This window comes from Streptomyces sp. NPDC104106 (assembly GCF_055584345.1).
This window is the reverse complement of sequence record NZ_JBVJMF010000017.1, coordinates 160,627-172,362: the sequence shown is the minus strand read 5'-3', so window position 1 is coordinate 172,362 and position 11,736 is coordinate 160,627. Positions and strand designations below refer to the sequence as shown.

General features: G+C 70.9%; 11 protein-coding genes. 3 read left to right on the top strand and 8 right to left on the bottom strand.

Annotated elements, in window-relative coordinates; all coding sequences use genetic code 11:
- Positions 1-16: 16 nt before the first annotated feature.
- Positions 17-844 carry a DUF4253 domain-containing protein gene (locus ACZ60X_RS32820; RefSeq protein WP_469606327.1) on the bottom strand — a complete coding sequence of 276 codons (828 nt, stop codon included), beginning with the start codon at positions 842-844 and terminating at the stop codon, positions 17-19.
- A gap of 117 nt (positions 845-961) precedes the next feature.
- Between ACZ60X_RS32820 and ACZ60X_RS32815 the strand changes: the two genes are divergently transcribed.
- Positions 962-2,152: a hypothetical protein gene (locus tag ACZ60X_RS32815; protein WP_469606324.1), complete on the top strand. Its 1,191-nt coding sequence runs from the start codon at positions 962-964 to the stop codon at positions 2,150-2,152.
- 95 nt (positions 2,153-2,247) lie between these two features.
- A complete protein-coding gene (locus ACZ60X_RS32810) occupies positions 2,248-2,640 on the top strand; it encodes a hypothetical protein (RefSeq protein ID WP_469606322.1) in 393 nt (130 codons plus the stop codon).
- Between the two features lie 125 nt (positions 2,641-2,765).
- Here the strand turns inward: ACZ60X_RS32810 and ACZ60X_RS32805 are convergent, their stop codons facing one another.
- Positions 2,766-3,146, bottom strand: a complete 381-nt coding sequence (locus ACZ60X_RS32805; protein ID WP_469606318.1) for a VOC family protein — start codon at positions 3,144-3,146, stop codon at positions 2,766-2,768.
- Positions 3,147-3,219: 73 nt separating this feature from the next.
- On the opposite strand from ACZ60X_RS32805, the gene ACZ60X_RS32800 reads away from it, so the two are divergent.
- On the top strand, positions 3,220-4,218 hold the full coding sequence (locus tag ACZ60X_RS32800; RefSeq protein WP_469606316.1) for a helix-turn-helix transcriptional regulator: 999 nt from the start codon (positions 3,220-3,222) through the stop codon (positions 4,216-4,218).
- Here ACZ60X_RS32800 and ACZ60X_RS32795 read toward each other — a convergent pair.
- From ACZ60X_RS32795 to argS, 6 genes are all read right to left on the bottom strand, one after another.
- Positions 4,153-4,695: a GNAT family N-acetyltransferase gene (locus ACZ60X_RS32795; RefSeq protein ID WP_469606313.1), complete on the bottom strand. Its 543-nt coding sequence runs from the start codon at positions 4,693-4,695 to the stop codon at positions 4,153-4,155. The two genes, ACZ60X_RS32800 and ACZ60X_RS32795, sit on opposite strands and share 66 nt — an antisense overlap.
- A gap of 13 nt (positions 4,696-4,708) precedes the next feature.
- Positions 4,709-5,296, bottom strand: coding sequence for an SUKH-4 family immunity protein (locus ACZ60X_RS32790; RefSeq protein ID WP_469606311.1), 588 nt, complete (start codon positions 5,294-5,296; stop codon positions 4,709-4,711).
- 3 nt (positions 5,297-5,299) lie between these two features.
- Positions 5,300-7,048 (bottom strand): nucleic acid/nucleotide deaminase domain-containing protein, encoded by a 1,749-nt coding sequence (locus ACZ60X_RS32785; protein WP_469606308.1) that lies wholly within the window; start codon positions 7,046-7,048, stop codon positions 5,300-5,302.
- Between the two features lie 126 nt (positions 7,049-7,174).
- Complete coding sequence (locus tag ACZ60X_RS32780; protein ID WP_469606306.1) at positions 7,175-8,884, bottom strand: hypothetical protein; 1,710 nt, start codon at positions 8,882-8,884, stop codon at positions 7,175-7,177.
- 60 nt (positions 8,885-8,944) lie between these two features.
- Positions 8,945-9,820, bottom strand: a complete 876-nt coding sequence (locus ACZ60X_RS32775) for a nucleic acid/nucleotide deaminase domain-containing protein (protein ID WP_469606303.1) — start codon at positions 9,818-9,820, stop codon at positions 8,945-8,947.
- Between the two features lie 83 nt (positions 9,821-9,903).
- Positions 9,904-11,670 carry an arginine--tRNA ligase gene (argS, locus tag ACZ60X_RS32770; RefSeq protein WP_469606301.1) on the bottom strand — a complete coding sequence of 589 codons (1,767 nt, stop codon included), beginning with the start codon at positions 11,668-11,670 and terminating at the stop codon, positions 9,904-9,906.
- Between the last annotated feature and the right edge of the window lie 66 nt (positions 11,671-11,736).

The window sequence follows — 11,736 nt, the reverse complement described above, 5'->3', positions numbered from 1 at the left end:
GGGCCGGGGAGCGGGCTCAGTCCCACCAGAAGGTCCACACGGGCTCGCCGACCAGGGACTTGGCGTACGCGCGCAGGCTCTCGGCGTCGTCGTACTCGCCCTCGACGATGGTGTCCGGGCAGAGCGCGAAGTGCTCCGCCGCGACCGCCTCGGCGGCCTCCTGGGTGGTCGGCGGGGCGGCGACGGACACGACGAGGGCGTCGAGACCGAGGGCGACGACGCGGATGCCGAAGCGGTCCTCCCAGGAGCGCAGGACCGCGCATATCCGGGCCACGTCGCTCTCGTAGTTCACCGGCCCCGTCCACCCGATGGCCGCCGGTATGTCGGCGGAGCGGCGGGCCGGCACCAGAGCGAGGTGCGCCTCCTCGATCAGCATGCCGGGACCGCTCCGAAGCGCGTCCGCGACCTGGGCGGCCCGGGTGTCGGGGTCGGCGGCGAGCTGCCCGGCGGGCGCGAGCCCCGGCCACTCGTCCCCGAACGGCGCGATCTCCGCACCGTCCGTCAGCTCCGCCGTCTCCTCCTCCCAGTACTCCCCGAGGACCTCCTCGGCGTCGTGGTCGCCCGGATACGAGGCCTCGCCGGGCAGCAGACCCCAGTCCTCCGGGCCGGTTCGGTACGCGCCCAGGTCCACCAGCACCGGCAGCAGGCCGACCCGTGCGCCGGGTGCGCCCAGGGCCTTCCAGGTGCCGGGCGCGGCCGGCTTCTCCGCGTGCCACAGCAGGGGCTCGTGCCAGGGGCCGTCGTCGGTCGCGTCGACCAGCCGGCCGGGAGGGAGCCGCAGCCCGAGCGAACGGCCGCTGGGGTCGAGGGCCAGCCTGGGCAGCGGGTTGGGAAGAGTCGCCATGCGGGCACTGTAGGGTGCCCCACTGACAATCCTGTTGGCGGACCGGCCCGATGAACCACCTGCCCCGGCAGTCCCTCTTATCAGGTGGTGTGAGGACGGGAAGGACGGAATCGGAACGTGCGGATCGGGCGTTACCCGGTGCGGTGGCACATCGTGCTGCTCACGTTGTGGACGGTCGTCTGGTTCTTGGTGGCCGAACGTCACGCGGCGGTGTCTTGGCACTACCTGCGCGAGGGCGAGCAGCTCCTCTTCGGTCAGCGGGGCGGCGGTGGCCTGGCGCTCTATGCCAACCACCCCGAGCTACAGATCGGCCCTGTCAGTTTCCTGGTCGCGGGCCTCTTCGCACCCTTCCCCCTCGCGGTGGGCGAGAAACTCGCTGACGCGTTCATGTCGGGCCTCGGCCTGTACATGCTGGTCCTGATAGGCCGGGCGGCAGCGGACTACAACCGGGGCACGGGCCTGAACCACAAACGCCTGCAACAGCGTGTCCTGATCGCCGGTGCCGCCTTCATCCCGATGTGGGTCGAGGTCTCCGTACGCTTCGCCCACCTCGACGACGTCATGGCCCTGTTCTTCACGACGCTCGCGGTCCGCGCGCTGGTACGGGGCAACGCCACGGGGGTGGGCGTCTTCCTGGCCCTCGCCGTGGACTCCAAACCCTGGGCGGTGGGCTTCCTGCCCCTGCTGCTGGCCCTGCCCCGCGGGTCCCGCCTGCGCTCGGCGTTCTGGGCGTTCGGCCTGGTGGCGGTGGCCTGGCTGCCGTTCTACCTGACCCACCTGAACACCCTGCACGCGGCGCGTTTCACCATCCCCAACCAGCCGGCGTCCGCCCTGCGCTGGTTCGGCGTGAACGACCCGGCGACCCCGCCCTGGGACCGCCCCGCCCAGATGGCCCTGGGCCTGGCCCTGGGCGCCCTGGCCGTACGCCGCAACCGCTGGCCGGCGGTGGTCTTCCTCGCCGTCGACGCGCGCATCATGCTGGACCCGAGCGTGTACACGTACTACAACGCCTCGGTCCTCCTCGGCACCCTGCTGTGGGACTCGATCGGCCAGCGCCGGCTCGTCCCCTGGGTCAGCTGGATCGCCCTGATCACGCTCTACGGCAGCGTCCTGGTCGTCCCGTCGGACTCGACGCGGGGTCTCATCCGGCTGGCGTTCTGTATCGGCTCGGCGGCGTACGTCCTGCTGTGGCCCCAGCGGACGCCCCGCGCACGGCGGGGCCGACGGTCACCTGAGGGAGGCGGTGAAGGAGGCCCAGGCGGAGGGTTCGACCCGGAGGGTCGGCCCGTGGGCGGGGTCGTTCTCTGAGTCGCAGTGCCGGCTCCCACACCACGAAGCTCAGCGTCGGCGGATTCTGGCGGCTGGACGGTGCGGCGGCCGCCGAGGAGGCGGTCGAGGCGCTGTTGCCGGGCGAGCCGGTGCTCGCCGGATACCTCGGCGCGCAACTGCGCCACACCGGGCTGCTGTTCGGTCTGGACCCGCGCCCCGACGACCTCCGGCAGGCCCGCGAGGGCTTCCGTGCCGCCACGGCCGACACGCGGGTGGCCGGTTGGGCCGTGTTCTGGCTCGGTGTGCTCGCCGACAACGTCGACGACGATCCCGACACGGCCGGGCCGGGCTGCCGGCAGGCCCTGGAACAGGCCCGGGAGCGAGGTGACGCGCTGCTGGAGTCCTACGCCGTACGCCACATCGGCGGCCACCTGCCGGCGCAGGACCGGGAACAGGGCATCGTCCTGCTGCGCCGGTCCTACCACCTGCGGCGACCCTCGGCGCCCGTGCGCAGGCGGCGGCCGTGACGCTCGCCGGTGAGCTTCCCCCCGGCGCGGAGGCCGACCAACTCCGCGAGACGGCCGGCCTGACGGCCCGCGAGCTGGGGCTGGCCTGGCTGCTGCGGGCCCTGTGACACGAGGGCCCAAGAGCCCTAGACCAGCGTCGTGACGCAGAACGGGTGACCGGCCGGGTCCAGCAGCACGCGCCAGCGGTCCGGCTCCGGCTGGAACTCGGGCTTGGTGGCGCCCAGTCCGAGTGCGTGCTTCTCGGCGATGTCCAGGTCGTCCACCCCCAGTTCGATGTGGGCCTGCTTCTCCTGGGCCGGGTCCGGCCAGGTCGGCGGGCGGTAGTCGGCGAGGCGGTTGAAACCGAGGCCGGCCGCGCCCTCCTTGCCGAGGAAGACGAAGTCGTCGGTGGCGAACAGGGTCGGGTAGTCGAGCAACTCGCCATAGAAGCGCGCGAGTTCGGCGGGGTCGGCGCAGTCGAAGGTGACGGCGGCGTAGCGGAAGGCGGGAGTGGTGTCGTCGCTCATGAGGAGGACGCTAGGCCATGACCAGGACAGGTACGGTCCTGGTCGGGCGCGACCGTGTGCCAGACTCTGGACCGTGATCGCCGCGTCCGCCCGCCTGCTGCGGCTGCTGTCCCTCCTCTCCTCCCGCCCGTCCTGGACCTGCGCCGAACTGGCCGAGCGCATGGAGGTCACCGACCGCACGGTCCGCCGGGACGTCGCCCGGCTGCGAGACCTCGGCTACACGGTGGACTCCGAGGCGGGCCCCTGGGGCGGTTACCGCCTCCGCGCGGGCTCCCACCTGCCGCCGCTGATCCTGGACGACGAGGAGGCGCTGGCCGTGGCGGTGGGGCTGAGCGAGGCGGCGCTCGGCGGGGACCAGGCGGCCCTGTCGGCGATGCTGAAGCTGCGCCAGGTCCTGCCCCGGCGCATCGCGGAGCGCCTGGGGGAACTGGACGACGCCTTCGTACGACTGCCGGGCACGGGCGCACATCAGATCCGACCCGGGCTGCTGCTGGAACTGGCGGCGGCCTGCCGGCGCGGGGAGCGGGCCCGGCTGACGTACACGGACGGGGAGGGGCGCTCGACCGTCCGGGAGATCGACCCGTACCGCCTGGTCCACACCGGCCGGCTCTGGTACTTCGTCGCGCGGGACGTGGCCCGGGGCCAGTGGCGCACCTTCCGGGCCGACCGGGTCGAGCGCCTCCAGTCCACCGGCCACCCGGCGGACCTCACCGACGTCCCGGACCCGGCCCGCCTGGTCTCCCGGAACATCGCCACCGGCCCCTACCCGCTCACGGCGACCGTCCGCCTCCCCGTCCCCCTCCGGGAGGCCCTCCGCCTCGTCCCCGCCACGATCGGAACCCACCGCCCGGACGGCCCGGACGCGACGAGGGTCGAGGTCGGCGGCCCGGACGCGGACGGCCTGGCCCGCTATCTCCTCGGCCTGGGATCGCCGTTGCGGGTCCTGGAGCCGGATTCGGTACGGGAGGCGCTGGTGCGGCGGGTGCGGGAACTGGCCGGCGAGAACCTACGGCGTGCGGAGCCCGCGCAGCAGCAGGCCCGCGCCGCCGGCGAACTCGACGCCCTGGAATGACGGCCCGCTCCGTACCTGCTCGAAGCCGAGGTCACGGTGCAGGTCGAGCGAGGCACCGTTGCGGGCGGAGACGAAGCACCAGACGGCCGTGTCCCGCTCCCACACCCAGTCCACGCGCCGCAGGGTCAGCAGCCTCCCGAGACCACGGCGCCGCCAGGCCGGGTCCACCGTGACGCCGGTCAGGTAGTGGCCGGCCGGGGCGTGATCCGCCGGATGCTCCGGCAGGAACTCGGCGCTCGCGTACGCGACGGTCTCGCCGGACACCTTCGCGGTGACCACCAGGCTGCGCTCCCGACCGCACACCCGCCGAATGCGCTCCGCCCACTCGTCCGCGGGCCCACCACGCGCCCGCGCCTGCAACGCGGCGAGCACCGGCACCTCTGCCTCGCTCGCCTCCGCCACGACCGCCGACACCGGCGCCTGCCGCTCACCAGGCTGCGGCAGATACCCGGCGAACCGCGGATCCGTCCTCGTCATCGCCGGCCGCTGCTCATGTGTAGATGCCGCCCTTGAGGTTGTCGAACATCTCGGTCCATTCGCTGTACTCGTGGGCGAAGGGCAGCGGGTCGACGGCGCGGATGTCATCCATCAAGGCGTCGACTTCGCGCTCACGGCGTACGTACTCCGCGTCCTCGTCATCCGCGTCCTCGTCGCGGCTGTAGGACTCGATGTAGTCGAGGAAGGAGATCACGGTCTTCGTCAGTGATGAGAGGTCGCCGTGGACCGGAATCGCGTCCTGCGTGGCATCGGTGTATTGGTACACCACCCCGGTCTCCGGATCGATGACGACGGCGTTGACGGGAAAGTTGCCGATCTTGACGACCTTTTTGACCCCGTCAGGGAAGGTCCGGCCTCGTTCTGCTTCCTCCGCGCAGTCCCAGACGAAGCGAGCGTCGAATTCGGTCGGCAGGCCGAAGGACAACTCGAAGTCCTCGGCTCCGGGGATGCCCGTGCGGACGAGGAAGTCGAGAGTCTCTCCGGTGAAGCCGTAGCGCCGGGCCGTTGCCTCGGGAAGGCGGGACACGCCGCCCTCGCCGACAGCATGAGACAAGACTTCATGGTCAATGTCGAAGAGCATGGTTCAGCCCCGCCTGCTTTTCCTCGCGGCCTCCATGGCCGCACCGTCCGACTCGGTCATCATCCCAGCATCGAGGCCATGCTTGCGATGCCAGTCCTCCAGATTCCTCCGGTATGCCCGGTGCTCACCATCGATGCTGTACGAGCTTGGACGCTTGCCGTCCACGGGCGATTGATCGTAACTGTGCGAGTGGGTGACGTGCTGGTCCGCACCGAAGTGCTTGGCGAGCCATTGATCGCACCATGAGCTTGAGTCCTGGCAGGGTTCCCGTTCTGTGTAGAGAGAGCGGATGCCATGCGGATTGCCGTCTCTGAGTACGGGATACCCAATGGTCCGTTCTGAGTGGACACCCTTGCTGTGGCCGACCAAGATGAACGATTTTCCGTTGGAGTCGACGTAGTGCGCTGCGGCGTAGTTGCCGCCGCCGTAGTCCTTCTTCGAATAGCGTGCCAGCTGTGTCGCGTAGGCCAGGTCGCTCACCTCGTCCGGGCGCAGACGCCTGGAGGAGACCTTCGGGTTGGTGGGGTCCGGAGACAGGGGAAAAGGGTTCTTTTCCGGGTCTGCCTTGCGGTACCGCCAGGCTCTGCCGTCGCTGTCCACGAGGTCCGGAAGACCCTGTTCGTGACCATGGACCCTCGTGGGCTTTCGGCCGTCGGCGTGAAGCCGCTCAACCGTTCCGTCCGCGTTGAGGAGGAACATCGGGGTGTCGCCGTCCCCGTGATGGCCCGTGCTGATTCGCTTGACCCGTTGCCCGACCTCGTTGTCGATGTCCTTGTGCAGCTGCGAGATCGCCTTCGTACGGTTCGGGACCGTCTCCGCGAGGTGTTTTCCGATCTTCTTGAGAGCCTTCTCGCAGCCTTCCAGACCGCCGTGCAGCACCGAGTCGAAGGTCTGGGTGAAGGGATCCTTGCCCCTCGTGCGGCCGAAGAGGGACTTGGCCCGGCCGAGAGGGGCCGCGCTGTTCAGGTGGAGTTCGCTGCCGTGGAAGGAGAGCTTGGCGGCGCCGCTTTCGAACTCCTCGTGGTCGATGAAGAGGTCGGCTCCCGCGCCCGGTCCGACGGCGCCGCCGGATGCGGAGGCGAGTTCCAGGCCGCTCGCGTCTCCCGCCGAGGCCAGCTGCATGCCACCGTGACCGTGCGCGGAACCGCCGTCACCGCTGCCGGGGGCGGGCGGCAGGGTGAAGGCGTCGTTGGCCAGGTTCAGGACCGTGTCCTCGATCATCGCCTCCAGCTTGGCGTTGACCGGTTCGGTGACCTTGGCGAGCAGTTCGTTCACGATCTGGTCGGCCGCTTCGTCGATGATTCGTTTCACCAACTGCCGCATGGCCGTGACCTCGGCCGCGCCGAGTACGGCGGAGAGCCCTCCCGTGACGAAGGACAGCCCGAGCGAGAGCCCCACCGAGCCTGCCATCACGGCGAGTTCGGCCTCGGCCTTCGTCTTCATGCCGAACACGATGTCCGCGATCACGTCGAGGGCGTCGGCGAACAGGCGGGCCAGTTCCGGGACCTTGTCCAGGTGGCCCGCCTTGACCTGGCTCCAGTGGGCCTGCATGGAGTGGACGGCCCAGCCGTGGGAGGAGGCCAGGATCTGCTCCACCGTCCTGTGCGCGTCCGCGCCGTGGCCCTCGAACTTGTCGGCGAACTCCCGCAGGGCGGTGGCCATGTGGCGGTAGTCGTCCTCGTCCACGTTCGGGAAGTGGATGCCGATGTAGTCCAGGACCTGGTCCAGCCAACCCGGAATCGTGTAGCCCATCCCCCGTGACGCCCCCTCGTCCTACTGGTCGTCATATAAGTATGAAAACCCTAACGAGGGGCGTGGGTTGGCGGGCAAGTCCGGTTCTGGGTTCTATCGCATGACTGTGACAACAGCCGCCGTCTCTCAGGCCGGGCGCAGGCACACCAGCGTCTCGTCCGTGCCGATCACGAGTGTTCCGGCGCCGGTCAGTGCCACCGCGTGCACCGGCGCTCCCGGCCAGTACGTGCGGACCGTGCCGTCCTCGTCGAAGGTATGGTGTTCGACCAGGCCGTCCGCCCAGGCGACGGCCAGCACCGGTGGACCACCGGTGCCTGTCGTGCCGACCGCCGCCAGCGCCGTGACGGGACATGGTCGCGACCGGACGGGGGAGGCGAGCGGTTCGGCGCCCGGGCCCCACGCCCGTACCGTCCCGTCGTCACCGCCGCTGTAGACCAGCGGGATGCCCGGTTCGTCCTCGGACACCGGAAGGCGCAGGGCGGCCAGGGCCGCGACCTCGCCCTCGTGCAGCCGGACGGCGAGAGGCGTGTCGTCCGTGCCGGCCTCTTCGACCGTGCCGTGTTCGAGGAAGGCGTGGATCCGGCCGGTGGCGTCGCCGACGGCGAGCAGTCCGTCCTGGAGCGCCAGTGCCGCAGCCGTTCCGCCGAGTCGGGAGCGCACCGCCTCCGTCAGCCGCTCCAGCGGCGTCGGGCCGTCGTCCAGCAGCGCGGACAGGCCCGCGGCCCTCGGCGCGGAGGGACTGCGCCGGGTGTGCAACCGGCCCTGTGCGTCCAGGAGCAGTACGTCCCCCTCCGGCGTGGCGCACACGGCCCGCGTCTGTGCCACCGGCTCCGGCAGCCTGCCGGCCGGCGCGGCGTTCACGTCCTCCACCAGGCGCACCGTGCCCCGGTGATCGGCCACGACCAGCTTTCCGGAGAGGTGCCCGCGACCGGACGCCAGCGCAACGGCCGGTCCCGGCCACGGCGGCCGGACATCGCCGCGCACCCGTCGCCAGACCACCTCCCATGCGGCACCCTCGGCAAGCTCGGCCAGCGCCTGCGGCAGTCGCGGGTCCGCGTCGTCGCCCAGTGCCGCCAGAAGGACGACGGCCTGGTCCGCGGGCGCCTGTTCGCGGGTCAGGGAGGCCCCCGCACGCAGCCATGCCGCGCGCAGCCCTCCGTGTGCCTCCGAGGAGCGTTCGTAGCGGACGGACACCTGCGCGGGATCCGCGTGGCAGACAGCCGCGGGGTCGTCCAAGTCGACCGGAGCAGGGGGAGGCGGGGGGATTTCGGCTGCCGTCGCGCGCTCGTCCTGCGTCGCGGCCGCCCAGAGGGCGTACCGCTCCGGGTCCGTCCAGCGCGACTGGTCGAGGTCCATCACGGCCGAGTGGACCGCCGTCATCCTCGCGGCCTCGGCAGTGTCACCACGTACCTCGACCAACAGTCGGACGTGGGGCAACTCCAGTAGCTCCAGCGCGAGTTCGGCGATCGCTCCGGGATCCTCCGCGGCATGGAGTTCCGGCAGCGCGATCACCGTACGGCGTGTGTCGGCGGAGATCGCCCTCAGCAGCTCACCCGGGGTGCGGGCGGCCACCGACAACTGCTGCGACAGGGTCCAGGCGGCGGTCAGCGCGGACTGCCCGGTGAGGGGGACGAAGCCGTGGACCCGGCGATCCCGGCGCGTCCCCTCCCGCGTCCCGTGCCCGATCAGCCACGCCAGCAGCGTCGACTTGCCGCACCCCGCGCTGCCGGTGACGACGCACAGCCGGGGCGCGGTCTCGTCCGCCAGCCAGGCCAGCAGCGCCGCGGCCGCCGGTTCGCGGCCCGCGGCCGGGCGGGACCACTTCGGTTCGGTCACGGTGTCTCCCTCTTCACAACGACCTTCGCGATGACCTTCGCGACGGCCTTCGTGCCGACGTCACCTGCCCCCGGCCTGCTGGGCCGCGTAGGTGATCAGCTCCTTGAGGCCGTCCTCCCGCGACTCGGCCGTCGACCCGTAGTCGAAGCTGTGCGTGAACTCGGCGTGCGGGAAGGTGGCCTGGAGCCATACGGCGCAGTAATGGCCCGGCATCATGCAGGGCTCCAGTTCGCAGTAGACGCGGCGCACCTGCTGCGGGGAGACCCCCTGTGCGTGCAGGCGCTGCCAGACCAGCTCCTCCGGGTGCGGGCGCCCCGGACCCGTGGTGTCGGTGACGATCTGCTTGGCGCCCGTCGCGTCGACGTACTCGAAGGCCGACGAGAAGGGGAAGTTCAACGTGTGCCGCACGTCGTCCAGGACCCTCGGCCACCAGCTCTCGCGGTCCTCGAAGGCGGCGGCGTCGATCTGACGGAGGTCCGCGTTGAGTTCGCGGAACGCGGCGGCCGCCACCGGAAGGCTGGTGGAGGCGGCGATCACCGGCAGCCGGCGGTCCAGGGCCGTCAGCGAGGCGTTGAAGGCGGGGATGTCCGAGCTGACGAACATGTCGTCCTCACCGACGCCCAGGAACACGGCCTGCACCGCCCCGTCCGGCCGTACGCACAGGTCGGCCAGCGGGTCGGTGCCGATCCGCAGCCACGCCTCCTGGCCCGCTGGCACCGGGACGCCATGGTGGCCCGCCGTCATCCCCAGCGTCGGCCCGTCCGTCTCGGCCGCCGCCGTGAAGTACGGCGCCACGTGCAGCGGGACCCCGGTCTCCGCCAGCGCCACGCGGGCCGCGTCAGGCAGCTGGATGCCGTAGGAGGCGGGCACCGTGAACCGGCGCATGCCGTCCCTGCCGAAATGGGCCGTGGACGGGTCGGGGACTCGCTCGGACATCGGGTTCGGCTCCCTGGGAGTCTGTGGAGGTCGGTGGAAGGGGGACGCTCCACAGACTCTAGGGGGTGCCGGTCAGGTGGCGGTCAGAGCTTCTCCGGGGTGCGGATGCCCAGGAGGGCCATGCCCTGGTGCAGGGTGCGGGCGGTGATGTCGCAGAGGAAGAGGCGGTTCTCCACCTGCTGCGGCGTCTCGGCCTTCAGGACCGGGCACTTGTCGTAGAAGGTCGTGTACAGGGACGCCAGCTGGTAGAGGTAGGCCGCCAGCTTGTGCGGGGCGTGCTCGCCGGCCGCTTCCGCCGCCACCTCCCCGAACGCGTCCGCGTGCAGGCCCAACGCCCGCTCAGCGGGCGCCAGTTCCAGCTCCGGGTGGGGCACCGGGCGGGTGTCGCCGGCCTTGCGGAGGATGGACTGGATACGGGCGTAGGCGTACTGGAGGTAGACGGAGGTGTCGCCGTTCAGCGAGACCATCTGGTCCAGGTCGAACTTGTAGTCCCGGTTCGCCGACGTCGACAGGTCCGCGTACTTCACCGCGCCGATGCCCACCTGGGCGCCCCGCTCCGCGATCTCCTCCTCGGACAGGTCCTGGGCCTTCTCCCGGACCACGGCCGAGGCGCGGTCGATCGCCTCGTCCAGCAGGTCGACCAGGCGGACCGTCTCGCCCGCCCGCGTCTTGAACGGCTTGCCGTCCTTGCCGAGGACCGTGCCGAAGGCCAGCTGCTCCGCCGTCACGTCCTCGTTCAGCCAGCCGGCCCGGCGCGCCGTCTCGAAGACCATCTTGAAGTGCAGGGCCTGGCGGGCGTCCACCACGTAGAGCAGCGTGCTCGCCTTGAGGTTGAGCACGCGGTCGCGGATCGCCGACAGGTCCGTCGCCGCGTAGCCGTAGCCGCCGTCGGACTTCTGCACGATCAGCGGGACCGGGTTGCCGTCCGGGCCCTTGATCTCGTCGAAGAAGACGCACAGGGCGCCCTCGGAGCGGACCGCCACGCCGGACTCCTCCAGCAGACGGCAGGTCTCCGCCAGCATGTCGTTGTAGCCCGACTCGCCGACGATGTCCTCGTCCCGGATCTCCATGTCCAGCTTCTCGAAGACGGAGAAGAAGTAGATCTTCGACTCGTCCACGAACTTCTGCCACATGGCGAGGGTGTGCGGGTCGCCGGCCTGGAGGTCCACCACCCGGCGCCGGGCGCGCGTCTTGAACTCCTCGTCGGAGTCGAACTTCGCCCGCGCGGCCTTGTAGAGGCGGTCCAGGTTGGACATCGCCTCCTCGCCGGAGACCTGGGACTCCTTGTGGTCCAGCTCGTGCGGGTGCTCGTCCAGGTACTGGATCAGCATGCCGAACTGGGTGCCCCAGTCGCCGATGTGGTGGCGGCGGATCACGTTCTCGCCGGTGAACTCGAGGAGCTGGACCACCGAGTCGCCGATGACGGCCGAGCGCAGGTGACCGACGTGCATCTCCTTCGCCACGTTCGGCTGCGCGTAGTCGATCACCGTCGTGCCGGGCCGCGCGGCCGTCGGCACGCCGAGGCGGCCCGTGTCGTCCGCGTAGCGCGCGGCGAGGTTCGCGGTGATCGCCCGGTCGGCGACCGTGATGTTCAGGAAGCCGGGGCCCGAGACCTCGACATCCTTGATCAGCTCCGCGCCCGTCACGACGTGGGAGACGACCTGGGTCGCCAGCTCCCGCGGATTCGCCTTCGCCTTCTTGGCCAGGGCCAGGATCCCGTTGGCCTGGAAGTCGGCCCGGTCGCTTCGTCGCAGCAGCGGGTCCGCGCCGGCGGCCTCCGGCAGGGTGGCCGAGAGGGCGGACGCCAGGTGCTGCTGGACGGAGTCGCTGAGGGACGTGACCGAGGCCATAGGAATGGGTGCCGTTCTCCTCGTGGGGATGGATAGACCCAGCCAGTATCCCACGGAGGGTAAAGC

What these genes read in the sequence shown, in the direction of transcription:
- ACZ60X_RS32820 (WP_469606327.1), bottom strand. Translation starts at nt 844, where the DNA reads ATGGCGACTCTTCCCAACCCGCTGCCCAGGCTGGCCCTCGACCCCAGC.
- ACZ60X_RS32790 (WP_469606311.1), bottom strand. Translation starts at nt 5,296, where the DNA reads ATGCTCTTCGACATTGACCATGAAGTCTTGTCTCATGCTGTCGGCGAG.
- argS (WP_469606301.1), bottom strand. Translation starts at nt 11,670, where the DNA reads ATGGCCTCGGTCACGTCCCTCAGCGACTCCGTCCAGCAGCACCTGGCG.
- ACZ60X_RS32805 (WP_469606318.1), bottom strand. Translation starts at nt 3,146, where the DNA reads ATGAGCGACGACACCACTCCCGCCTTCCGCTACGCCGCCGTCACCTTC.
- ACZ60X_RS32795 (WP_469606313.1), bottom strand. Translation starts at nt 4,695, where the DNA reads ATGACGAGGACGGATCCGCGGTTCGCCGGGTATCTGCCGCAGCCTGGT.
- ACZ60X_RS32775 (WP_469606303.1), bottom strand. Translation starts at nt 9,820, where the DNA reads ATGTCCGAGCGAGTCCCCGACCCGTCCACGGCCCATTTCGGCAGGGAC.
- ACZ60X_RS32785 (WP_469606308.1), bottom strand. Translation starts at nt 7,048, where the DNA reads ATGGGCTACACGATTCCGGGTTGGCTGGACCAGGTCCTGGACTACATC.